Source organism: Bradyrhizobium guangdongense, from assembly GCF_004114975.1.
In the GTDB taxonomy this organism is placed as follows: domain Bacteria; phylum Pseudomonadota; class Alphaproteobacteria; order Rhizobiales; family Xanthobacteraceae; genus Bradyrhizobium; species Bradyrhizobium guangdongense.
The window spans coordinates 1,625,229-1,648,698 of the sequence record NZ_CP030051.1; the positions used below are offsets into that span (position 1 = coordinate 1,625,229).

The following is a 23,470-nucleotide window of genomic DNA, read 5'->3' on the forward strand; positions in this document are numbered from 1 at the left end:
TCACGGTTGCCGTCGGAGCCATTATTTGCCGTTTTGCTCGGTGTCGTCCGGGCTTCTACGGAGGCCTGTAAGTAACTTGCTAAGGGGTCTGACACTAAAAGTTGATTCAAATCAAAACTGCCTGGCGGTGCATTTCCGCGTCATTCGAGGAGCCCATGGTGAAGTTGAGCAATCTGAAGATCGCCCCGAAGCTGGGCATCCTTGTCGGCGTCACCTTGTTCGGCCTGTGCGTCTCCGGGGTTCTGGCCGGCTATCTCATGAAGCAGGAGATGGTGAACGCTCGCATCGAGCAGGCCAAGGCGATCGTCGACATGGGGCGCAATTATGCCGTTGCGCTGAAGAAGCGGGTCGACGCCGGCGAGATGACGAAGGACGCGGCGATGGCCGATCTTCGGCGCTATGGCAATGCGATGACCTATGACAAAGGCGCCGGCTATCTGTTCGGAACGTCCTACGACGGCATCACGCAGTTGGCGCCGGATCCAAAGCAGATTGGCACGAACCGCATGGAGGTCGTGACCAACGGACGCAAACTGTCCTGGGAATTGATGAACGGTGCGAAGGCCAACGGGTCGATCCTGCTGACCTATGAATACGCAAAGCCGGGCCAGGAAGGGCTGATCCGGAAGATGGGTTACGCCGTGGCCGTCCCCGAGCTCGAGATGTATCTCGGCACCGGCGCCTATCTCGACGACATCGACGCCAAGATGGTCCCGGTCTACTGGCTGCTCGGGCTTGCCATGCTCGGCATTGTCATCGTCGCCGGCAGCGTCGCCTGGATGCTCGGGCGCAGCATCAGCCGCCCGCTGGCGCTACTCGGTATTCGCATGAAGGATCTCGCCGACGGCAAGCTCGAGGGCGACATTCCCGGCGTCGGCCGTGGTGACGAGATCGGTGAGATGGCCGCCACCGTCCAGATCTTCAAGGACAACGCGGTCCGGATTCGCGAGATCGAGAAGAGCGAGGCGGACGCGAAGGAGCGTGCCGCAGCGGAACGCCGCCGCGCGATGGAAGACATCGCCAACGATTTCGAACGCAGCGTCAACGGCATCGTGCGCTCTGTCTCCTCGGCCGCAGCGGGCATGCAGTCGACGGCGCAGTCGATGACTGCGACCGCCAGCGATGCATCCTCGCGCGCGGCAACGGTCGGTGCTGCCTCGCAGAAGGCCTCCGGCAATGTCGGCACGGTTGCGGCCGCTGCCGAAGAACTGTCGAGCTCGGTTGCGGAAATCTCCCGCCAGGTGACGCGCTCGACGGAAGTGGCGAGCCGCGCCGTCAGCGACGCCGAGCGCACCAACGCCACGGTGCAGGAGCTCTCGACCGGCGCCGAGAAGATCGGCGAGGTAGTCAAGCTGATTCATTCGATCGCGGCGCAGACCAACCTGCTCGCGCTCAACGCCACCATCGAGGCGGCGCGTGCCGGTGAATCCGGCCGCGGCTTCGCCGTTGTCGCCTCCGAGGTCAAGGCACTCGCCAACCAGACCGCCAAGGCGACCGAGGAGATCTCCGCGCAGGTGGCGGCGATGCAGACCTCGACCAGCGATGCGGTCGCGGCGATCGGCGGCATCACCCAGACCATCGCCGAGATGAGCGAGATCACCGCCGGCATTTCCTCATCGATCGAGCAGCAGGGCGAGGCGACGCGCGAGATCGCGCGTAACATCCAGTCGGTCGCGGCCGGCTCGAGCGAGATCAACGCCCATATCGGCAGCGTTACCTCGGCCGCGGAAGCGACCGGCACGGCGGCCGGCGACGTGCTGACCAACGCCCGCGAGCTGGATCATCAGTCCGGCGCGCTGCGCAGCGCGGTGGACGGCTTCCTCGCCAAGGTGCGCGCGGCGTAAGATCTTGCGCTGAATTCGTAAGGTGGGCAAAGACGCGGAAGCGTCGTGCCCACCTTTTCATTGTGGGATCGTTGTGACGTCTCGGTGGGCACGCTTCGCTTTGCCCGCCCTACGAGACCTGCTTACTGCTTCTCGATCCCGGCGTCCCTGATCAGCTTCTCCCACAACACCAGCTGCTCGTTGACGAACGTGCCGAGCTCTTCGGGCGTGCCGGAAAAGGCGTCCATGCCGAGCGTGGCGAGCTGGGTCTTGATCTCCGGCTTCTCGACGATCTTGCGGATCTCGGCATTGAGCCTGACCACGATCTCCTTGGGCAGGCCGGCGGGCCCGAAATAGCCCTGCCATGACGAGATGTCGAAATCAGGCACGCCCGCCTCCTGCATTGACGGCAGGCTGGGCACCAGCGGCGAGCGGTCCTTGGTGGTGACGGCGAGCGCCCGCAATGCGTTGCCCTGGACGTGCGGAAGGCCGGTCAGGATGTCCACGAACATCATCGAGACGCGCCCGCCCATGACGTCGTTGAGCGCGGGCGGCGAGCTCTTGTAGGGCACGTGCAAGAGGTCGAGCCCGGCATTGTGCGCGAAGGTGGCGCCCGACACGATCGCCGAGGACGAGCCTGAGGCGTAGCTCAGCTTGCCCGGATTGGCCTTGCCGTAGGCGACGAGCTCGGCGACGGTTTTGGCCGGCACGTCCGGATTGACGACCAGCATGAACGGCAGATCGCCGGTGCGCGCGATCGGCGTGAAATCCTTCACCGGATCGTAAGTCAGGCTCTTGAGCAGATAAGGATTGGCCGAATGCGTCGTGTTGGTCGTCACCAGCAGGGTGTAGCCGTCGGGGGCGGCCTTCGCGACATAGGTCGCCGCAATCATGCCGTTGGCGCCAGCCTTGTTCTCGATCACGATGCCGACGCCGAGCGCCTGCGACAGGTGCTGCGAGATCAGCCGCGTCGTGGTGTCGGTGCCGCTGCCGGCCGCAAACGGCAGCACCAGCGTGATGTTGCGGCTCGGCCAGGTATCGGCTCGTGCGGTGGATGCGGCGGCTAGACACAGTGCGGCGGCGCCGGCGGTGCGCAGAGTGCGCACAAGTGATGACAGCATGGTTGGACGTTCCCTCTTTTTTCGTTGGCGAGGAACCTAGCCGGTTCGCATCAAAGGCGAAAGGCGGCAGCGCGCCGCGTCCGCAGCGCGGAATTATTTCGCGGCGGAGCCCTGGCGCGAGGCGAAGACGACGCCGGCGAGCACCAAGGCGTAGCCGATCAGGTGGAACGGTCGCAGCTGTTCACCCAGCAGCAGGATCGCCATCGCCGAGCCGAATACCGGCACCAGATGGAAGAACGGCGCCGCACGGTTCGGCCCGATCAGCGCGACGCCACGGTTGAAGAAGAGGTAGGCGAGCGTGGAGGGGAAGATCAGGATGTAGCCGAGCGTCATCAGCGTCACGGCGTCGAACTGAATGACGTGGCCCTGCCAGGCCTCCCACACCGCCGTCGGCAGCAGCATCGTGGCGCCGCAGCAGGTGGTGAAGGACAGGAACGACAGCTGGTGGATCTTCGGCCGGCGCGGGATGAAAGCGGAGTAGAGCCCGAAAGCCACCAGCGAAGACGCGAACATGATGTCGCCCCTGTTGAACGAGATGCCGGCCAGCGCCGCGAGGTCGCCGCGCAGGATGATGATCAGCACCCCGATCAGCGAGATCGCGATCCCGGCAAGCTGCGCGGGCGTCAGCCGCACGCCGAACAGCACCAGCGACCAGAGCGCCACGAACAGGGGGCCTGCGGACTGGATCAGCAGCGCGTTCAGCGCCTCCGTATATTGCATCGCCCAGTAGGAGATCGCGTTGTTGAAGGCAAAGCCGACCAGCGACAGGAACAGCATCAAAGGCAGGCTCTTGCGTAACGCCCGCCAGTCGCGCTTCAGATGCGGCCAGGAAAACGGCAGCAGGATCAGGAATACGCCGAACCAGCGGATCGTGGTCACCGTCAGAGGCGGCACATGTGCGCCGACATGGCGCGCGAGCACGATGTTGCCGGCCCAGAACAGCGAGCTGAGGCTCAGCAGCAGATAAGGCTGGTTGTTGAGCCAACTGGCGGGATTGGTGGCCGGTGGCGCAGGCGAAGCAATCGTCATGGGCGTCGCGTGCGACCTTGCGCCGGATTGCCGTCGTGACACAAGTCACGCCGCCGCAATGCTACAATGCAGGCACGACCAGAGGAGGTGCCATTGGCGGTCAATATGTTGAACATTTGGGGTCTCGAAGCGCTCGATCAGCATGCGCCGGTGGTGATGCTGAACCTGATGCGTTTCCATGTGCGCTCGCGCGACGGTGACGGCTCCGGCTGGGACGCCTATTTGCGCTACAGCGCGATCACCGTGCCCATGATCAAGGCGCGCGGCGGCACCCTGCTGTGGACCGGCGAGGCCAAGGCCATCGCGCTCGGCCCGCATGGCGGCAACGACTGGGATTTCGTCGCGCTGGTCTACTATCCCTCGGTCGCAGCGTTCCTCGACATGATGACGTCGGAGGCTTACGAGCGAGAGGCAGATCCGCATCGCGTCAACGGCTGTGCCGAGCATGTCATTATCGCGACCAGCGAGGCGTACAGCAAATTCAGGATGACCTAGCTCGTCTGCTTCCTTGACGCCACGAACACGCCCGACAGCACCAGCGCGAAGCCGATGAAGTGGAAGGCCTGCGGGCGCTCGCCGAGGAAGGCCATCGCCATGATCGAGCCGAACACCGGCACGACGTGGAAGAACGGCGCGGCGCGGTTGGCGCCGATCAGCCTGACGCCGCGGTTGAAGCAGAGATAGGCAAGCGTCGAGGGAAACACCGCGACATAGAACAACGTGAGCAGGTTCGGTCCGTCCAGCTTCATGACGGGGCGGGCCGATATCTCCCAGATCTCCAGCGGGATGAGGCAGGCCGCGCCGGCGCCGAAGGTGAAGGCGAGGAACGACAGGCCGTGGATCGGCGGGCGTTTCAAGGTCAGCACCGAGTAGAGCGCGAAGATGATCAGAGCGACGATGAAGATCAGGTCGCCCTTGTTGAAGGCGATGTTCGACAGCGTGGTAACGTCGCCGTGCAAGAGGATGATCAGCACGCCGCACATCGAGAGCAGCACGCCGAAGGCCTGCGCCGCGGTGAGGCGGATGCCGAGGATGACCAGCGACCACAGCGCCACGACGAGGGGCGCGGCCGACTGCAGCAGCAGGGTGTTGAGCGCCTGGGTGTGCTCCAGTGCCCAATATTGCAAGGTGTTGAAGGCGCCGATGCCGGTGATCGACAGCACGATCATCAGGCCGAGCTTGTCGCGGATCGCCGGCCAGTCCTCCGCGAGATGCTTCCAGGCGAACGGCAGCACCAGCAGGAAGGCGAAGAACCAGCGCAGGAAGGAGAGCGTCACCGGCGGGATGTGGCCGGCGGCAAGCCGCCCGACGATCGCATTGCCGGCCCAGCACAGCGCGGTGATGCTGAGCAGGAGGTATGGCTGGTTGGCAATCCAGTGGTGGCCGGATGTTTCGGCGTTCGTGGTCTGGCCGGTGGCGGACATTGTGATTGTTGTGGCCCCGCGTCATGCGCCGAGCCTCGGCCCGGCGGATGTCCAGGCCGTCCCATGGCCCGGCACGGTCCAAAGACACGGAAATCGGCTTGATATCAATGGGGCGGTGTGCATCGCCTCCATGCGTTGGGCGAGCCGGGGAACTTCAACTCCTCCGCCCCGCGCGGATCGCGAACGGCTTCAATAGCTCGGCGCAGCCGAGATAGACGACGACGAGAACCGCGATACCGGCCGTCATGATCGGCGGCGGTGCGACGAAGCCGAACCAGGCTCCGAGCGGCGTGAACGGCAGGACCATCGCGACGAGCAGCGCGACCAGCGAGGAGGCCGCGAGCGCGGGATCCGGCCAGTTGCGCCATGGCCGCCCGTTGGTGCGGATGACGAAGATGACCAGGATCTGCGTCGCCATCGATTCGACGAACCAGGCGGTGCGGAATTCGTCCGGCGAAGCCTGGAACAGGTACAGCAGCGCGCCGAAGGTCAGAAAGTCAAACAGCGACGACAGCGGTCCCATGATTGCGGCGAAGCGGACCAGTCGCGACATGCTCCACACCTGCGGCTGCGCGGTCGCCTCGGCCGAGACGCGGTCGAACGGAATGCCGAGCTCGGAGAGATCGTAGAGCAGATTGTTGAGCAGGATCTGCGTCGGCAGCATCGGCAGGAACGGCAGCGCGATCGAGGCGGCCGCCATCGACAGCATGTTGCCGAAGTTCGAGCTCGCGCCCATGCGGACATATTTGAGGATGTTGGCGAAGGTCCGCCGTCCTTCCTCGACACCGTCGGCGACGACCTCGAGATCCGATGCGAGCAGGATCATGTTTGCGGCGGCTTGTGCCACGCCCGTTGCGCCGTCGACCGACAGGCCGACATCGGCGACCTTCAGGGCCGGCGCGTCGTTGATGCCGTCGCCGAGGAAGCCGACCACGTCCTTGCCCGCCTGCAGCGCCTTGACGATGCGCGACTTCTGGTCCGGCGCAAGCCGGCCGAACGCATCGGTGGAGCGCACCTGCACGATGAGGGCCTCGTCGCTCAGCTCGGCAATCTCGGCCCCCGACAGCACCCGTTCGGCATTGAGGCCGACCAGGCCGGCGAGCCGCTTCACCACCACGGGATCGTCACCCGACAGGATCTTGAGGCTGATGCCGCTCGCCGCGAGGCGGGCGATTGCAGCAGCGGCCGTCGGCTTGGGCGGATCGGCGAAGGCGCAAAAGCCTTCGAAGACCAGGTCGGTCTCGTCCTCCGTTTCGACGTTGCGCAGCGCGCCGTTCCAGGGCCGGGAAGCGACGGCCACTGCGCGCAGGCCCGCGGTCGCGAGCTCATGCACGCGGGCCATCGCCGCCTGGCGCGCCTGCTCGTCCAGCGCGCACAATGCGAGCACGGCCTCCGGCGCGCCTTTCACGATCAGGAGCTCGCCTTCGGGACCCGTCGCGAGCACCGATCCCAACCGGCGCGAGAAGTCGAAGGCCTGCCGTCCGGCCAGCGTCCAGCCCTGGGCGGCGTCCGGTCGGCCGGCGACGAGCGCGGCATCGAGCGCGCCGCGGTCGCCGCCGAGCGATGCCGCGATGGCGCCGAGCTGTGCGGCGCGGACCTCGTCCTTGCCCGCGGCATCGAGGCTTCTTGCAAGCGTGATCTCGGCCGAGGTCAGCGTGCCCGTCTTGTCCGTGCACAGCACGGTCATGGCGCCGAGGTCGTGGATCGCGGCGAGCCGCTTCACGATCACCTTGCGCCCGGCCATACGCAGCGCGCCGCGCGACAACGTCACCGTGGTGATCATCGGCAGCAGCTCCGGCGTCAGCCCGACCGCGAGGGCGACGGCAAACAGCAGCGAATCGAGCACCGGGCGGCCGAACACGACGCGGATGGTGAGCACGACCAGCACCAGCGCCAGCGTGGCGCGCGCGATCACGAGGCCGAATTCGCGCAAGTCGCGTTCGAAGGGCGAGGGCGCCTGGGTTTCGGCGAGCGCCGAGGCCGCCGCTCCGAACACCGTGTCGCGACCGGTCCGGACCACGAGTGCGATTGCTTCGCCGGTCTGCGCCACGGCCCCGCGGAACAATGCATTCGATGTGTCGTCGGGCCCGCTGGCGGTGCCGGCCTGCTTCTGCACGGGATAGGGTTCGCCGGTGAGCGCGGCTTCGCCCGCGGTGAAGGCCGTAGCTTCCAGGATCAGCGCGTCGGCGGGAATGATGTCACCGGCGCGGACGCGCAGGATGTCGCCGGGCACGACCTGATCCACCTCGACCTCGCGAAAGCCGCCGTCGCGCTTGACCTCGGCCTTGAGTGCGACGGAGCGGCGCAGGATCTCGGCGGCACGTACCGCATGGCCCTCCTGGACGGTGTCGAGCCCGATCGAGAGCGCGAGAATCAGCACGATGATGAGGCCGCCGATCTCATCGCCGGTCAGCATCGAGATGATGCCGGCCACCAGCAGGATCAGGGACAGCGGCTCGAGCAGCCGGCGCAGGATGGCGCGCGCGGCGCCCTCGATGCGCGGGGGCGCATCGCTGTTCCGCCCGAAACGGTCGAGCCGTCCGGCTGCCTCGGCCGAGGTCAGGCCCGTGAGCCCGCAGCCGAGGCGAGCGGAGAGGTCGAGAGGGGACAGACGCCAGAAATGGGTGTCAGGACGGCTTGGATTTTCCAGCAAACATTGCTCCCGCTATCAGGGCCTCTCATGGCGGCAGATGCATCTAAATTCGGCGTAACCTCTTGACCTAGAACAATCTCGATTTTCGACGGCACGGTAGCGTCGCGGCCAATCAGTCGAGTTGCGCCGACCCCTTTGGGCCAAGATCCGGATTCAGCGGCCGGCGCGGCGCGCGTTGCGGGACGATGTCATGGCCGAACAAGCTATCGTCCTGACACAGCACAGGCGATGGTTTTCCGTCTCCGCGTTGTGGTCGGGATTTCTCAGTCACAAATGGTTCATCCTTGCGGTGACGGCGCTGCTCGGCCTCGGCGCCTGGCAGGGCGCGCGGGTGCTGCTCGGGCCCGCTATCGTGGTGGACCAGGTCAAGCTCGGTCGCCTCGTCGAGACGGTCGTGGCCAGTGGCCATGTCGAAACGCCATATCGTGTCGAGATTGGCAGCCAGATCACCGGCACGGTAGAGGACGTGCTGGTCCAGCAAGGCGAAAAGGTCACCAAGGGCCAGCCTCTGATCGCGCTGGAGTCCCGCGAGCTGAGGGCGACCATGGTGCAGGCGCAGGGCGCGGTGGCGCAGGCGGAAGCCCGCATCAAGCAGCTCGAGGAGCTCACCCTGCCATCTGCCAAGGAGGCACTGACCCAGGCGCAGGCGACACTGCTCAACGCCCAGCAGACCTACGACCGCACCGCCCAGCTCGAACACAACGGCTACGCGACGCGGGCCGCGCTCGACGATGCCCAGAAGACTCTCGACGTCGCGCGCGCCGCGACGCGTTCGGCACAATTCCAGGTCTATACGGCGAGCCCCGGCGGCAGCGACTACGTGATGGCGCAGACCCAGGCCAACCAGGCGCGCGCCAATCTCGACACCGCGGAGTCGCGGCTCGGCTATGCGACGATCGTGGCCCCCCGCGACGGCGTCCTGATCTCGCGCAGTGTCGAGCGCGGCACGGTGGTGCAGCCCGGCAAGACCTTGCTGGTGCTGGCGCCAACCGGCGACGTGCAGCTCGTGTTGCAGATCGACGAGCGCAATCTCGGCAAGATCTCGCTCGGGCAGAAGGCGCTTGCGTCTGCCGACGCCTATCCGGACCGGCGTTTCCCGGCCACGATCACCTATATCAATCCCGGCATCGATATTTCGCGCGCCTCCGTCGAGGTCAAGCTGACCGTCGCCGATCCGCCGGATTATCTGCGCCAGGACATGACCGTCTCGGTCGATGTCGAGGTCGCCGCACGCGACAATGCGCTGATCCTGCCGCTGCGTTCGGTGCACGACGTCCTGTCGGGAAACGCCTGGGTGCTCGGTATCAAGGATGGTCGCGCCAGTCAGCGGCCGGTGAAGATCGGGCTGCACGGCAACAGCCAGGTCGAGATCATCGATGGACTTGCCGCCGGAGACGTCGCGATCCCGCAGAGTTCCGGCGTCCTGACCGGACAGCGCGTGCGGCCCGTGCTGCAATGAACCGCTGGCTGCCGATCGAATGGGCGATGGCCGTGCGCTTCCTGCGCGAAGGCCGGCTGCAGACCATCTTCATCATCGGCGGCATCTCGATCGGCGTCGGCGTCATCGTCTTCATGTCGGCGATGCTCGCCGGGCTCCAGGCGAATTTCATCAAGCGCGTCTTGACCTCGCAGCCGCAGATCCAGTTGCTCTCGCCGGATCAGATCGCGCGCCCGCTGCGCAATGCCAAAGGCGAGATCGAGGACGCGGTGGTGCAGCGTCCGAGCCAGCGGGTGATCTCGATCGATCAATGGCCGAAGATCAGGACGCAGATGCAGGCGATGCCCGAGGTCGTCACGGTATCGCCGACGATCCTGGGCTCGGTGCTCGCGGTGCGCGGCGATGCCAGCCGCTCGGTGAACCTGTCGGGTGTCGAGCCGGACTCCTACTTCAAGATCGTGAAGGTGCCGGACTACATCGTCGCCGGCGAACCTCGCCTCACCAGCGAAGACATCATCATCGGCACCGAGCTTGCGAAGGATCTCGGAGCCACCGTCGGCGACAAGCTCAACATTCGCGCCGCGTCCGGCGCAACGCGCGTGCTCACGATCTCGGGCATCGTCGATCTCGGCAACAAGAGCGTCAACCAGCGCGTCTGCTACGCCGCGCTCCGCACCGCGCAGTCGCTGCTCGGCATGATCGGCGGCATCACCACGATCGACATCACGGTTACCGATATCTATGCGGCCGAGGAGATCGCCCAGCGCATCCAGGCCGCCAACGTCGTCGAGGCCGACAGCTGGATCAGGACCAATGCGCAGTTCTTCACGGCGGTGCAGGCCCAGCAGAACACCAACACCCTGATCCGCCTGTTCGTCGGACTCTCCGTGGCGTTCGGCATCGCGGCGGTGCTGATCGTCTCGGTGATCCAGCGCTCCAAGGACATCGGCATCCTGCGTGCGATGGGAACGTCGCGAGCTCAGATACTGCGCGTCTTTCTGGTCCAGGGCGGCCTGCTCGGCTTCGTCGGCTCGCTGGTCGGCGCAGCCATGGGCGCATTTGCACTGGTCTATTGGCATTCGGTGGCCCGCCAGGCCGACGGCACCGAATTGTTTCCGCTGATCCTGGAGCGATCCCTGTTCATCTATACGGCACTGCTTGCCACCGGCACCGGCATCCTGGCCGCGATGGCGCCGGCGATCCGGGCGGCCAAACTCGATCCAGTGGTGGCGATCCGTGGCTGATGCGATCCTGAAGCTCGAACGGGTGTGCAAGGCATATAATGTCGGCTTGCCGACCGAGACCGAAGTGCTGCACGACGTCGATCTCGAGCTCGACCATGGCGAGTTTCTCGCCTTGATCGGTCCATCGGGCTCCGGCAAGAGCACGCTGCTCAACATCGTGGGCCTGCTCGATCGTCCGACCTCCGGCCGGCTGTCGATCAAGGGCCACGACACCGCTTCGCTGGGCGACGCCGAAATCACCCGCCTGCGCGGCCATACCATCGGCTTCGTGTTCCAGTATCACCTCCTGATCTCGGCTTTCACGGCCCGTGAGAACGTCATGATGCCGATGCTGGTCGATCGCGGCTTTGCGAGCGCGGAGATCGAGGCGCGGGCCGACCGCTTGCTGGCGCAGGTGGGCCTCGAGAAATTCGCCGGCAATCTCGCCAACAACATGTCGGGCGGCCAGCAGCAGCGGGTGGCGGTGGCGCGCGCGCTCGCGATGGGGCCGGACCTCGTGCTGGCGGACGAGCCGACCGGCAATCTCGACACCAGATCGGCCGATGCCGTGTTCGAGCTGATGCGCCAGGTCAATCGCGACAGCGGAACGAGCTTCCTGCTCGTCACCCACAATATGGACCTGGCGCAGCGCTGTGACCGCATCATCGAAGTGATCGACGGCCGCATCCGCGCCTAACGTCGTAGACGCCGGCCCCGCAGGACGGATTTTTAGGGGATATCAAGGGCTTGGATCGCGTATTGGGCCCGAAAAAAGCCCCGTTCTTGCTTGCCTAGAGGGGCTGCATCCTTTATCCGGTTGGCTGCCTCGCGTGCGAGCGGCCTTGGGCTGTGGATTGGCTGGGCGCATCTAAAATCTTCGAAGGGAATCCCCGCGAATGGCCAATGTTGTCGTCGTCGGCGCCCAGTGGGGCGACGAAGGAAAGGGCAAGATCGTCGACTGGTTGTCGGAGCAGGCGGACATCGTCGTCCGCTTCCAGGGCGGCCATAACGCCGGCCATACGCTGGTCATCAACGGCAAGACCTACAAGCTGGCTCTGCTGCCCTCCGGCGTGCTGCGCGAGGGCAAGCTGTCGGTGATCGGCAACGGCGTGGTGTTCGATCCCGCCGCCTTCCTCGACGAGGTCACCAAGCTGCGTGCGCAGGGCGTTGCGGTCTCCCCGGAAAATCTGCGTGTCGCCGAGAACGTCACCCTGATCCTGCCGCTGCATCGCGAGCTCGACGCCTTGCGCGAATCCTCCAACGCGGCGACCGCGATCGGGACCACGCGCCGCGGCATCGGACCGGCCTATGAGGACAAGGTCGGCCGCCGCGCCATCCGCCTGATGGATCTCGCCGACCTGAGCACGCTGCCCCACAAGATCGACCGGCTCCTGGCCCACCACAACGCGCTGCGTCGCGGTCTCAATCTGCCGGAATTCGACGGCAAGGAGATCTTGAAGGAGCTGAGCGCGCTGGCGCCGCAGCTGCTGCCTTACGCCGAGACGGTGTGGCGCCTGCTCGACATCGAGCGGCGTGCCGGCAAGCGCATGCTGTTCGAGGGCGCGCAGGGCGCGCTGCTCGACGTCGACCACGGCACCTATCCTTACGTCACCTCGTCCAACACGGTGGCGGCGCAGGCCGCGACCGGCGCCGGCCTCGGTCCGGGCGCTGTCGGCTATGTGCTGGGTCTCTGCAAGGCCTATACGACCCGGGTCGGCCAGGGCCCGTTCCCGACCGAGCAGGACAACGAGACCGGCCGCAAGATCGGCGAGCGCGGCCGCGAGTTCGGCACCAACACCGGCCGTCCGCGCCGCTGCGGCTGGTTCGACGCCGTGCTGGTCCGCCAGGCGGTCCGGACCTGCGGCATCAACGGGCTGGCGCTGACCAAGCTCGACATCCTCGACGGCTTCGACACGATCGAGGTCTGCACCGGCTACAGGCTCGACGGCAAGGAGATCGACCATTTCCCGGCCGGCGAGGGCGCCCAGGCCAGGGTCGAGGCCATTTACGAGACCATCGAGGGCTGGAAAGAGCCGACCGCCAATGCGCGGTCCTGGGCCGACCTGCCGGCCCAGGCGATCAAATATGTCCGGCGGATCGAGGAATTGGTGGGGTGCCCGGTCGCGCTGCTTTCCACCAGCCCCGAACGCGAGGATACTATCCTGGTGCAAAACCCGTTTGAGGCTTAACGATCTCTTACCAGGACGCGGGTATAGTTGAGTAGAAATGGCTGATTACTATCCGCTGATCGCCCGCGCTATTGCCGCCCTGGACCCCAATGCTCCCGGCGAAAGCCGGCGCGCGCTCTATGAACGGGCGCGCACGGCCCTGATCGCGCAGCTGCGCAGCGTGCAGCCGCCGCTCTCCGAATCCGAGATCACCCGCGAGCGGCTGTCGCTGGAAGAGGCCGTCCGCAAGGTCGAATCGGAAGCCGCCCAGCGCGCCCGCGAGGCCTCGCGCCCCGGTGGCGGTGCCAGGGGGGCCAGCAGCAGCGGGGATGCGTTCCGAAAGGCGAGCACCCGGGCGGCCGACAACAATCCATCCGCTCCGCCGGCCGCGCCGCGGGCTCGTCCCGCCGCGCCGCCGCCGCCGCGCAACGATCGCCCGCCGCTCGGTGGTGACGATCAGGGCGATGCCCCGCGTCCGCCGCGCGCTCCGCGTTTCGATGCGCCGCGCCCGCCGGAGCCGCCGGCCGCGCGTGATCGCTCCGCTCCACGCCGCTCGCCGGAGGGCGGACCGCCGCCACCCATGCCGCCGGCGCCGGGCGTGCGCGGCTTCCGCGACATCACCGCCGATGCCAACGATCTCGGCGGCGCTGCCGCGCAGGCCAATCGCGCCGCGCGTCGCACCTACGCCAACGTGCCCTCGCCCTCGCCGGAATTCGACCGGCTCGAGCCGAGCCTGGAAAACCGCGTTGCCGAAGGCGATGCGCCCTATTCCTATGACGAGTCGATCGAGGAGGCCGAGCGCTACACGCCGCAGCCGCCGTCGCCGCGGCCGCGCATCGCGCCCAATCGCGACGTCAAGAAGCGCGCGCGCACCGGCTCCATGTTCCCGTTCAAGAGCGCGATCGCGATCGGCATCGTGCTGATCCTGGTCGGTGCCGGCCTGCTCTGGGGCAAACAGCTGGTCCAGACCGCGACCAATCTGCTCAAGCCCGCGCCCACCCAGGTGGTGGAGGCGCCGAAGGACACCTCGCAGCCGCAGAGCAAGCCCAAGATTCCGGATCGCGTCGGCCAGCCCTCGGCAAGCGACCAGCCGGTCGCGCCGGTGGCGCAGAAGGTCGTGCTCTATGACGAGGATCCGTCCGATCCGAAGGGCAAGCAATATGTCGGCTCGGTGGTGTGGCGGCTCGAGCCGATCAAGGCGTCCGGCAACCAGAAGGCCGACGTCGCGGTGCGCGCCGACATCGAGATTCCCGATCGCAAGTTCAAGATGACGATGTCGTTCCGCCGCAACACCGACTCGTCGCTACCGGCGAGCCATACGGCCGAGCTGACCTTCGTCCTTCCGCCGGACTTTCCGGGCGGCAGCGTCTCCAACGTGCCGGGCATCCTGATGAAGTCGAACGAGCAGGCCCGCGGCACGCCGCTCGCCGGCCTCGCAGTCAAGGTCACCGACGGCTTCTTCCTGGTCGGCCTCTCCAACGTCGATGCCGACCGCAGCCGCAACGTCCAGCTCCTGAAGGAGCGCTCGTGGTTCGACGTGCCGCTGGTCTACGCCAACCAGCGCCGTGCCATCATCGCCATCGAGAAGGGCGCCCCCGGCGAGCGCGCTTTCAACGACGCCTTCGCGCAGTGGGGCGATTAGGCGATCTGTCATTCCGGGGCGACGCGTAGCGTCGAGCCCGGAATCCATTTTTCATCGTTACGTGCAGCCTGATGGATTCCGGGCTCGCGCTTCGCGCGCCCCGGAATGACGCCTGGACGATGGGCTACTGCGCCGCCGCTTCCCGCTTGCGCGAGGCCGTGGCGGCGGCGTGCTCGCGGTCCATCACGGCGCGGCAGCCGGGGCTGACCTGCGACTTGTTCCGGACCATGCAGGCGGTGATGCGCGGGATGTCGGGGATTTCGTTGGAGCACAGCCGCATCGCATCGCCGGAGCACATCTGCTGTGCTTCGGGCGAGAAGGCGAGACCGGGTGAGGTCTGCAGCGTGAAAGCGGTAGCGGTGAAGGCCAGCAGCGAAGCGGTGGTCTTGAGCAGCGAAGCGATGGTCCGGTAGCGTGTCATGAACAATGCGTCCCCGAGTTCCGTGGATTGAACCACTTGGTTTTGGGGCGCCGCACGCGACTTGATCTGCCGCATGTCACAGCCTTCACGCCGGGAGCTCGATCCCGGGTGTGGTCGCTCGATTTCTGATGTTCGAATCGAAAAGTGCTGCGCCGCCCGATTCGAGTATGCGCCAAAGCCGCGAAGCTTCAATGGGAGACGCGAAGGAATTCGCAGCTGTTGCGCGACCGTCACGCAAAAGGATTGGGCACGCGCTCAGATCAGTCGATCGGACGATGCGCCGGCCTGTTCCATGTCGTCAGCCGCAAGCGCAGCAGCGTGTTCCTCGACCGCGGTGATGCCTTTCGCCGTGAGCTCGAACAAATCGCCGTCCTTCATCACGTAGCCGTCGGCGATCAGCTCGCCGATCTTGCCGTGACGATCGTCGGCGAATGCGATGGACTGGCTGATGTCCTTGAGGATCGAGAGCTGTTCATCCCGCAACATCGCTTCGTCCTCCATTCGCCGGGATCGCCGGCTCCTCACATGCCGTGGCTCTGAAAAACCTTGCTGCAGGACCGCGACAGCTTGGCGCGGTTGGCCTGCAGGCAGTTCTGGACCGCCCCGTCGTTGCCGAGGTCCTTGCGGCACAACCGCGAGGCATCGCGCGAGCAGGCGTTCTGCTCCTGCGACGTGCCCATATGACCTTGCGCGAGAGCGGGGGCACTGGACAGTCCGCCAAGGGACAGGAGGGTGATCGTCGCCAAGAACAGTTTACGTGACATCGGCCGCTCCAAATCTGCCAGGTCAATTTCAGGTCAGGTCAATTTCAGGTCCTGTCAGAACTCGTCGCTTTGCCACTTGTTCCCCGGGAGGCCCGAACCGCTATCCAAGGTTCCCGCCGCGCTGCTATAACAGCCCTCGGCTATGAGGAGTCCTTGATGAAACGCTATCTGGTGTTTGCGCTCGTTGGTCCCTTCGTGGGCGGCTTCCTGTTGCTGCTGACCACCACCTACCAGTCGGGCTACTGGACCCAGACCAGCCTCGGAGAGGTCGGCAAGCTGTTCGTCGTATTCTTCAAGACCCTGCAATACAGCTATCTGTTCGGCTTCCTGCCGTCGCTGATGATCGGTGCGGTCGACGACATCCTGACCCATGTCCGGCGGATCCGGCCGGGCTTGCGGATGCTGCTGGTGGGCCTGTTCGCCTTCATCCTCGCCGCCTTCACCTACGGCTCGCGCGGGTCGGATTCGGGCGCGGTGCAGTTCATCCTGTACGGCCTGGTCGGCTTCGTGCCGACGGTGATTTCATCCTGGCTCGTGCATCACTATGTCGAGGAGCGGCAGCCGGCAGCGGCGGCGGGCTGAGCGCGACCTCGGACGCGGCGCAGCAACCTTCCGCCGCGCTCGCGCGTTTCCCGATGGCCATGACCATGCCAGACGACGACATTCTCGCACCCCGCAAGTCCCGCTCCGGGCCGCATTCGCCCGGAGATTTTTCCGCGCGCGGACCGATCATCGACCAGGAGGGGCATGAGATCCGCCCCGAGACGCTGGAGCAGGGCTTTCGCGAGTTTCGCTTCGAGTTCGGGCAAGGATTCGGAAACGGAAATCCGTTCGGCAATCTGACGCGCGAGCAGCGCATCGCGCGCTTCGAGGCGATCGCCAGACTGCTCGACGTCGCCTTCATCCTGCCGGGCACCAATATCCGCTACGGCATCGACGGGCTGATCGGCCTGATCCCCGTGATCGGCGACCTCATCACCACCGCGATCTCGCTGTGGCTGGTGCGCGAGGCCCGCGCGCTCGGCGCGCCCTGGTACATCACCGCGCGGATGCTCGGCAACGTCGCGGTCGACGGCGTGGTCGGCATGGTGCCGTTCGCCGGCGATGCCTTCGACGTCATGTTCCGCGCCAACATGCGCAACGTCCGCCTGTTGCGCCGCTGGCTCGACAAGCAGCCGCGGATGTAGTGGCAATTGGTCGAGAATGCGCCGGATTTCTCTACGTGGTCATTGCCGAGGGGAGAGAGAAGAGCGCCGCCAAACGCAAAAAGCGCGACAACCTTTCGGCCGTCGCGCTTCCTGCGCACATCGGAGGCTTGCGAAAAAACTTACGCCGCGTCGGCGTCGGCCTCGGCGGCCGGGGCCGGCTTGGGACGGCGGGGCAGCGGGAAGGCTTCGCTCTCATAGAGGGAGCGGATGCCGTTCTGGTCGAAGCGGGCTTCCTCGACCTGCAGATAGGCGCCGTTCAGCGAATCCGTCGGCAACTGCTCCATCGCGAATTGCACAGCCTCGGCCGCGGTGCCGAACCGGCGATAGGTGAAGCCCGCACGTTTCTTCTTGCGGATGGCGGCGGGGAAGAGCTCGGCGGAAGTGTTGAAGTTGAACGGACGCAGTGGACGCATGGTCAAAGACCTCGTGATCTTCTCTGGGGCTTTAAGCGCGTGGGGTTTGGGAGGGCAGGGGCCGCAATCAAGCGAGCCCGCCGCACGTCATTTTCGCCCCCTAATATAGGCCGATTTGACAGAAATGCGACCCCTGCGATGGAAGATGATGAATCCATGCATGGCAGCCCCGCAGCGGCAATAAATCAAGTCATTTCAAAGAATTACCGGATTAAAGCTTGCCGACAAGCAGCAGGACGATCAGCACCACCAGAACGACCCCGCCGATCCCCATCCCGGAATGGCCCATGCCGTAGCCATAGCCGCCGAACCGGCCGGACATGCCGCCCAGCAGATAGATGATCACCAGGATGATCAGGATGGTCCCAAGTGTCATGGCATCCTCCCTGACGGTCGCCGGATCGCGCTCAACGGCCGCATCGCCAGACAAGAAAAGCACATCGGACCGCCGGGTGCCATGACGGAACCCGGCGGTCTGCAACCTTATTTCGGCTCGAGCTTCAGCGCCGCCGAATTGATGCAGTAGCGCAGTCCGGTAGGCCCCGGTCCGTCGGGGAAGACATGGCCGAGATGGCCGCTGCATTTGGAGCAGAGCACCTCGGTGCGGATCATGCCGTGGCTCGTGTCGCGCTCCTCGTCGATATGGCTCTCGGCGGCGGGCGCGGTGAAGCTCGGCCAGCCGCAGCCGGAGTCGAACTTGGCAACGGACTCGAACAGCACATTGCCGCAGCCGGCGCAGACATAGGTGCCGGCGCGATGGTCGTGCTCATATTCGCCGGAGAAGGGACGCTCGGTCGCCTTCTCACGCAGCACGGCGTACTGCATCGGCGTCAATTCGCGGCGCCACTGCTCGTCGCTCTTGATGACCTTGTCTTCGGTGGTTTTCGTTTTGGTGTCGGGCATGGGTCTCCCGCTGTTTCCAGTGATTTTGCGATCAGTTGGTGGCCTTGCTGGCGCTCACCAGCGTCGGCTTCTCGATGTAGTTATCCGCGAACAGCTTTTTCAGGTTCTCGATCTTCGGGATGTCGTTGTAGGCGATGTAGGGCTGGTTCGGGTGCAGCGTCAGATAGTCCTGGTGGTAGGCCTCGGCCGGGTAGAACGCCTCCAGCGTGCCCACCTTGGTCACGATCGGCCTGCTGAACACCTTGGCGGCGTCGAGCTGGGCGATATAGGCCTCCGCGATCTTCTTCTGCTCGTCGGAGGTGGTGAAGATCGCCGAGCGATATTGCGTGCCAGTGTCCGGTCCCTGGCGGTTGAGCTGGGTCGGATCGTGCGCCACCGAGAAGTAGATCTGGAGGATCTTGCCGTAGGAGATCTTCTGCGGGTCGAACTTGATCTCGACCGACTCGGCGTGACCGGTGCGGCCGGTCGAGACGGTCGGGTAATCGGCGGTCGCCTTGGTGCCGCCGGCATAGCCGGAGACGGCGTTGACGATTCCGGCCGTGTGCTGGAACACGCCCTGCACGCCCCAGAAACATCCGCCGGCGACCACCGCGGTCTGGATGCCGCTTGCGGGGGCCGCATCCATGGCAGGAGCGGGGATCACGACGGCGTCTTCCGCGGCCCGGGTCGGTGCGGCAAAGCCCAGCGACAAGGCGGCGGTGGCGGCGAGCAGGGACAGGACGGAACGGCGCATGGCGGGTCCTCTTTCGAAAGGCCTGGCAGTCTAGGGCGGTTGAGGGCGGGCGAACAGCCTGCCCGGCGATTTCAGACACCGGAGATACGGACCTTCAGGGCGATTGTTACGGACGGAGAGACACGTCTCCGTGAAGAACCTGCATCCACCGGCCCGGCTTGGCGGAGTGGGAACTCCGGGGTAGATGAACCGGCGCGATCGCTGATCGACTTAAAATGTGATGGCTGGAGCTGATCGGACAACATGCTGCGCGTCGTCGCCCTGATCTCGGTCATATTCCTCTCGGGCGTCGCGATGGCCGCGGCCGAACCGCAAGCCGGCGACGATCTCGCCACCTGCCGCGACCGCCAGGCCGAGACCCAGGCGCGGACGACCGCGTGCGAAAATCTGCTCAACGCGAACCGCGTCACCGGCCGGGACAAATCGCTCGCGCTCGTCATTCGCGCCCAAGCGCTGATCAGCAAGCGCGATGATGACCACGCGATCGAGGTGCTGACGTCCGCCATCGAGCTCGATCCGGACAATGTCGGCGCCATCAACGTGCGCGGCATCGCCCATGAGCACAAGGGCGAGGACGATCTCGCGATGGCCGGCTACAACCTCGCCATTCAGAAGCGGTCGAACTTCGGATACGCCTACAACAATCGCGGGACCATACAGCTGCGCCGGGCTGCGCTGCAGAGCGCGCTCGACGATTTCAACCTGTCGATCAAGTACACGCCCAAATTCCTGCTCGGCTGGACCAATCGCGCCCGCGTGCGCACGTTGATGAAGGACTACGACGGCGCGATCTCCGATTTCGCGGAGGCGGAGAAGATCGATCCGGCCGCGCAGCAGATCGCCGCCAATCGCTGCATCACCTACGGCCTGATGGGCAAGTTCGACCAGGCCTTTGCCGACTGCAACGGGCTGATCGAGAAGCAGCCCAAGAACATCTACGCGATCAACAATCGCGCCGACGTCAGCATGATGAAGGGCGATTTCGACGCTGCGCTGAAGGACTACAACATCGCGCTGCATCTCAACCCGAACAATGTCCGCGCGCATTCCGGCCGCGGCCAGATCTACGAGCGCAGGAAAGAGCTCGCCCAGGCGCGCGCCGATTATCGCTCCGCGGCCTATTCGCTCACCAAGTTCGACGAGCTCGATGTCGCGCGCGCCAGAGCCATCGCGCAGGAGCGGCTCGCCGCGCTGACGCCGCAGGCTCCCGCGGCGGCTGCCGCGCGCCGCGTGGCGCTGGTGATCGGCAATGGCGCCTACAAGAACGTCCACGCCCTGCCCAATCCGCCGCGCGATTCGAAGCTGATCGCGAGCGTGTTGAAGGAGGTCGGCTTCCAGACCGTGATTTCAGTCAGCGACCTGACCCGGGACAAGTTCTTCGAAACGTTGCAGACCTTCGCCGCCGAGGCGGAGAAGGCGGACTGGGCCGTGGTCTATTACGCCGGCCACGGCTTCGAGATCGGTGGGGTGAATTACCTCGTTCCCGTCGACGCCAAGCTCGCGGTCGACCGGGACGCCGAGACCCAGGCGGTTGTCCTCGAGCAGGTGATCGCCGCGGTGGGCGCTGCGCGAAAAGTGCGTCTCGTGATGTTGGATGCCTGCCGCGACAATCCGTTCGCGCCGACCATGCAGCGCACGTTGTCGCTGAAGCTGGTCGACAAGGGCTTTTCCAACATCGAGCCGGGCGCCGGCTTCATGGTGGTCTATGCCGCCAAGCACGGCGAGACCGCGATCGACGGCGAGGGCAGCGCCGACAGCCCCTTCGCCACCGCGCTCGCCCGCGACATCAAGGAGCCGCGCGTCGAGATCCGGAAGCTGTTCGACATCGTCCGCGACGACGTCTGGGCCGCCACCAGACATGAGCAGCAGCCGTTCACCTACGGATCGCCGCCGGGACGCGAGGACTTCTATTTCATGGCGGGGAAGTGAGGCCGCCGGAGCGGCTCATCGCAGCGAATTAAACCAGTCGAACGCGGTGGATTGTCCGTTTAGCGTCGTGCCGTCCCCATAGAGGCTCGCCAGGAACGTGACGCGGTGGCTGGCGCCGCCGACCGGAACGCCATCCGCGAAATGCCCGCCGGCGGCGACCGCCGGCTTGACCAGCCGCGGATGCAGCGCCTCGTCCGCCAGACCGTAATAGAAGCGGATCGGGGAATCGTAGTCCCAGAAGGTCGCGCCGTTATTGCCGAGCCGGCGCAGCAGCCCGCTGTTTGTATCCTTTGTGAAGCGCTCGAACAGCCCATCCACCAGGAAATCTCCCGCCGGCGGAACGCTGCTCGCGGTCTCGCCCGCCAGGCTGTAGTCGGCCCAGTATTTTTCAGCGAACGCCTGATATTGCGGCTTGATCGCAGTCTTGAACAGATCGCTCAAGCCGTAATACTGACGATAGCTTCCGAGTAGCACGATCAGGCAGGGCGTGATCCATGCCGGCGGCATCGGATAGGATGTTTCCTTGGCCGGAATATAAGAGGCCGGGTCCACCCAGTAATGGAAGCTCTCGGCCAGATTGTTGAACGGGCTCTGCACGGCGGTCGCCGTCACCTTCATGCCGCGGCGCTGCATCTCCTGCTTCAGCCATTGCGTGTTCAGCGCGCCTTGCGACCAGCCGTTCAGAAACAGCGCCGCTGGGCGGAGGCCGGCCGTCCGCAGCTCGCGCAACCCGGCACTGAGCACGTCGACGCAGCATTGCACCGTGGCACCCTTCACCGCATAGGCCTCGCCGCGACCGTCGCGATAGGGGCCCTTGCCGACGTAGTCGGCGGCGATGACGGCATAGCCGTTGCCGGCGAAGCGCTGGACGTTGAACAGCGTCTCCAGCGAGTCGATGTTGTCGCGGAGCTGATAGTTCTCATCGCCGAGGCGCAGCAGGTTCGACGGAACCTGGTCGAACGACAGGATCGTGCCATGCTGCCAGGATACGACCGGCAATGCGCCGCGGACGCCAACGGGGACGGCGACCAGCGCGCTCACCTTCACCCGCTCGCCGGTCTCCGGTATGCGCGTGAAGGTGACGATCCGGCGCAGCTCGACGTCGTAACGTGCGGCATGCTTGTCTGAGAAGTCCTTGGGCAGAATGTCGTGTTCGTTGAACACGGCATAGAATTTCGCCGCGAGCGCATTGAGGCGTTCCCTCGAGACCCGCACCGATTTCTCCGAACGTGCTGTGCGAAGCGGAGCGGACAGTGCGATAGCAGGCGCGGCGAGCGAGGCCGCGAGTGTCCCAGCCGCGACGCCGGTCATTTTCAGAACGTCGCGACGGCTCGCGCGGGCTGGATCCAACGTGTTGAGGTAGCCGGGTCTTCCGGTGTTCATGCGCATGCCCCATGCCGATTGCATGGTGATATCAGTCAAAGCCTAGCGCCTCGTGAACGCATCGCGCGGCGCTCTGCATCACACCACAATACTCAACCTTTTCGCCGCCCGTGTGATTCCGGTATACAACCACCGCTGCCGCGAGTCCTGAAACGCAAAGCTCTCGTCGAACAGCACGACGTCGTCCCATTGCGAGCCTTGCGACTTGTGCACGGTCAGCACGTAGCCGTAGTCGAACTCGTCATAGGGCTTGCGCTGCTCCCAGGCGATCTGCTCGACCCCGCCCTCGAAGCAATCGGCGCGCACCGAGACCTTCGTGACCTTGTGGCCGAAATCCTCGTCCGGCGACAACCGCATCGAGAGGATGCGCGATTTCGAGCGCGATGTGTTGCGCGACTTCACGCGCCACAGGCCGCCGTTGAACAGGCCCTTCTTGCGGTTGTTGCGCAGGCAGACCAGCTTGTCGCCCGCGACCGGAAACGTGTCCTCGATGTTCTGACGCTGGCGCACCCGCATGTTGTACGCGCGGCGGGTGTTGTTGCGACCGACCAGCACCTGGTCGGCGCCCATGACGCGATCGGGATCGAGCTCCTTGCGCGACACCACTTCGCTCTCGCCGTAGCGGCCGATGTCGAGCTCGCGGCCCTCGCGGACGTCCATCGACATCCGCACGATCGGATCGTCCTGGGCCTGGCGGTGCACCTCGGTCAGCATCGCGTCCGGTTCGGTGTTGGTAAAGAAACCGCCGCCCTGGATCGGCGGCAGCTGCGCGGGGTCGCCGAGCACCAGCAGCGGGCACTCGAACGACATCAGGTCGCGGCCGAGCTCGGCGTCGACCATCGAGCATTCGTCGATCACGATCAGCTTCGCCTTCGAGGCCGGCGCATCGTCCCACAATTCGAAGCTCGGCTGCTCTTCGCCGGATTCGCGGGCGCGGTAGATCAGCGAGTGGATGGTCGAGGCCTCGTCGCAGCCCTTGTTGCGCATGACCAGGGCCGCCTTGCCGGTGAAGGCGGCGAACTTCACCTCGCCGTCGACGCCCTCGGCGATATGCCGCGCCAGCGTGGTCTTGCCGGTGCCGGCAAAGCCGAACAGGCGGAAAATCGGCGGCGTGCCGCCCCTGCCGGGCTTGGCCTTGAGCCAGTCGCCAACGGCCTTGAGAGCGGCATCCTGATGCGGGGTGAAAGTGGCCATG

General features: G+C 65.5%; 23 protein-coding genes. 10 read left to right on the plus strand and 13 right to left on the minus strand.

Going from position 1 to position 23,470, the window contains the following annotated elements; translation table 11 throughout:
- Positions 1-158 precede the first annotated feature (158 nt).
- Positions 159-1,844 (plus strand): methyl-accepting chemotaxis protein, encoded by a 1,686-nt coding sequence (locus X265_RS07790; protein ID WP_128969173.1) that lies wholly within the window; start codon positions 159-161, stop codon positions 1,842-1,844.
- 122 nt (positions 1,845-1,966) lie between these two features.
- On the opposite strand, the gene X265_RS07795 is transcribed toward X265_RS07790, so the two are convergent.
- Entirely contained in the window at positions 1,967-2,944 is a 978-nt protein-coding gene (locus X265_RS07795; RefSeq protein ID WP_128964278.1) for a Bug family tripartite tricarboxylate transporter substrate binding protein, read from the minus strand.
- Between the two features lie 93 nt (positions 2,945-3,037).
- Positions 3,038-3,973 carry a DMT family transporter gene (locus X265_RS07800; protein WP_164938463.1) on the minus strand — a complete coding sequence of 312 codons (936 nt, stop codon included), beginning with the start codon at positions 3,971-3,973 and terminating at the stop codon, positions 3,038-3,040.
- Positions 3,974-4,078: 105 nt separating this feature from the next.
- Between X265_RS07800 and X265_RS07805 the strand changes: the two genes are divergently transcribed.
- Entirely contained in the window at positions 4,079-4,468 is a 390-nt protein-coding gene (locus X265_RS07805; protein WP_188637353.1) for a DUF1330 domain-containing protein, read from the plus strand.
- Here X265_RS07805 and X265_RS07810 read toward each other — a convergent pair.
- Together X265_RS07810 and mgtA are read right to left on the minus strand one after the other, a co-directional pair.
- Complete coding sequence (locus X265_RS07810; protein WP_128964280.1) at positions 4,465-5,397, minus strand: DMT family transporter; 933 nt, start codon at positions 5,395-5,397, stop codon at positions 4,465-4,467. The genes X265_RS07805 and X265_RS07810 overlap by 4 nt on opposite strands.
- Positions 5,398-5,551: 154 nt before the next feature.
- Entirely contained in the window at positions 5,552-8,050 is a 2,499-nt protein-coding gene (gene mgtA / locus X265_RS07815; RefSeq protein ID WP_128964281.1) for a magnesium-translocating P-type ATPase, read from the minus strand.
- A gap of 190 nt (positions 8,051-8,240) precedes the next feature.
- Here mgtA and X265_RS07820 point away from each other — a divergent pair, with 190 nt between their 5' ends.
- The 5 genes from X265_RS07820 (at position 8,241) to X265_RS07840 (ending at position 14,521) form a co-directional block, all read left to right on the plus strand.
- Positions 8,241-9,509, plus strand: coding sequence for an efflux RND transporter periplasmic adaptor subunit (locus X265_RS07820; protein ID WP_128964282.1), 1,269 nt, complete (start codon positions 8,241-8,243; stop codon positions 9,507-9,509).
- On the plus strand, positions 9,506-10,732 hold the full coding sequence (locus X265_RS07825; protein ID WP_128964283.1) for an ABC transporter permease: 1,227 nt from the start codon (positions 9,506-9,508) through the stop codon (positions 10,730-10,732). Before X265_RS07820 ends, X265_RS07825 begins: the two co-directional genes overlap by 4 nt.
- Complete coding sequence (locus tag X265_RS07830) at positions 10,725-11,408, plus strand: ABC transporter ATP-binding protein (RefSeq protein ID WP_128964284.1); 684 nt, start codon at positions 10,725-10,727, stop codon at positions 11,406-11,408. The genes X265_RS07825 and X265_RS07830 overlap by 8 nt, the downstream gene beginning before the upstream one ends.
- A 199-nt stretch (positions 11,409-11,607) precedes the next feature.
- A complete protein-coding gene (locus tag X265_RS07835; protein ID WP_128964285.1) occupies positions 11,608-12,900 on the plus strand; it encodes an adenylosuccinate synthase in 1,293 nt (430 codons plus the stop codon).
- Positions 12,901-12,937: 37 nt separating this feature from the next.
- The gene (locus X265_RS07840; RefSeq protein WP_128964286.1) at positions 12,938-14,521 is read left to right on the plus strand and encodes a hypothetical protein; all 1,584 of its coding nucleotides are present in this window, start codon (positions 12,938-12,940) and stop codon (positions 14,519-14,521) included.
- Positions 14,522-14,645: 124 nt separating this feature from the next.
- On the opposite strand, the gene X265_RS07845 is transcribed toward X265_RS07840, so the two are convergent.
- The 3 genes from X265_RS07845 to X265_RS07855 form a co-directional block, all read right to left on the minus strand.
- Complete coding sequence (locus X265_RS07845) at positions 14,646-14,942, minus strand: hypothetical protein (RefSeq protein WP_244659248.1); 297 nt, start codon at positions 14,940-14,942, stop codon at positions 14,646-14,648.
- A 255-nt stretch (positions 14,943-15,197) separates the two neighbouring features.
- Complete coding sequence (locus X265_RS07850) at positions 15,198-15,428, minus strand: hypothetical protein (RefSeq protein WP_128964287.1); 231 nt, start codon at positions 15,426-15,428, stop codon at positions 15,198-15,200.
- A 35-nt stretch (positions 15,429-15,463) separates the two neighbouring features.
- Positions 15,464-15,706, minus strand: a complete 243-nt coding sequence (locus X265_RS07855) for a hypothetical protein (protein ID WP_128964288.1) — start codon at positions 15,704-15,706, stop codon at positions 15,464-15,466.
- 156 nt (positions 15,707-15,862) lie between these two features.
- Here X265_RS07855 and X265_RS07860 point away from each other — a divergent pair, with 156 nt between their 5' ends.
- Both X265_RS07860 and X265_RS07865 read left to right on the plus strand, forming a co-directional pair.
- Positions 15,863-16,288, plus strand: a complete 426-nt coding sequence (locus X265_RS07860; RefSeq protein ID WP_128964289.1) for a DUF5413 family protein — start codon at positions 15,863-15,865, stop codon at positions 16,286-16,288.
- 59 nt (positions 16,289-16,347) lie between these two features.
- Positions 16,348-16,893 (plus strand): DUF4112 domain-containing protein, encoded by a 546-nt coding sequence (locus X265_RS07865; RefSeq protein WP_128964290.1) that lies wholly within the window; start codon positions 16,348-16,350, stop codon positions 16,891-16,893.
- 140 nt (positions 16,894-17,033) lie between these two features.
- On the opposite strand, the gene X265_RS07870 is transcribed toward X265_RS07865, so the two are convergent.
- The 4 genes from X265_RS07870 to msrA form a co-directional block, all read right to left on the minus strand.
- A complete protein-coding gene (locus X265_RS07870) occupies positions 17,034-17,327 on the minus strand; it encodes a hypothetical protein (RefSeq protein ID WP_128964291.1) in 294 nt (97 codons plus the stop codon).
- Between the two features lie 211 nt (positions 17,328-17,538).
- Entirely contained in the window at positions 17,539-17,703 is a 165-nt protein-coding gene (locus X265_RS07875) for a DUF3309 family protein (protein WP_164938465.1), read from the minus strand.
- 107 nt (positions 17,704-17,810) lie between these two features.
- Entirely contained in the window at positions 17,811-18,230 is a 420-nt protein-coding gene (gene msrB / locus X265_RS07880) for a peptide-methionine (R)-S-oxide reductase MsrB (RefSeq protein WP_128964293.1), read from the minus strand.
- A gap of 31 nt (positions 18,231-18,261) precedes the next feature.
- Positions 18,262-18,963: a peptide-methionine (S)-S-oxide reductase MsrA gene (gene msrA, locus X265_RS07885; protein ID WP_128964294.1), complete on the minus strand. Its 702-nt coding sequence runs from the start codon at positions 18,961-18,963 to the stop codon at positions 18,262-18,264.
- 243 nt (positions 18,964-19,206) lie between these two features.
- Here msrA and X265_RS07890 point away from each other — a divergent pair, with 243 nt between their 5' ends.
- The gene (locus X265_RS07890) at positions 19,207-20,892 is read left to right on the plus strand and encodes a caspase family protein (protein ID WP_128964295.1); all 1,686 of its coding nucleotides are present in this window, start codon (positions 19,207-19,209) and stop codon (positions 20,890-20,892) included.
- A gap of 15 nt (positions 20,893-20,907) precedes the next feature.
- Here the strand turns inward: X265_RS07890 and X265_RS07895 are convergent, their stop codons facing one another.
- Together X265_RS07895 and X265_RS07900 are read right to left on the minus strand one after the other, a co-directional pair.
- Entirely contained in the window at positions 20,908-22,275 is a 1,368-nt protein-coding gene (locus tag X265_RS07895) for a twin-arginine translocation signal domain-containing protein (protein WP_244659247.1), read from the minus strand.
- 78 nt (positions 22,276-22,353) lie between these two features.
- Positions 22,354-23,469, minus strand: coding sequence for an ATP-dependent DNA helicase (locus X265_RS07900; protein WP_128964296.1), 1,116 nt, complete (start codon positions 23,467-23,469; stop codon positions 22,354-22,356).
- Position 23,470 lies beyond the last annotated feature (1 nt).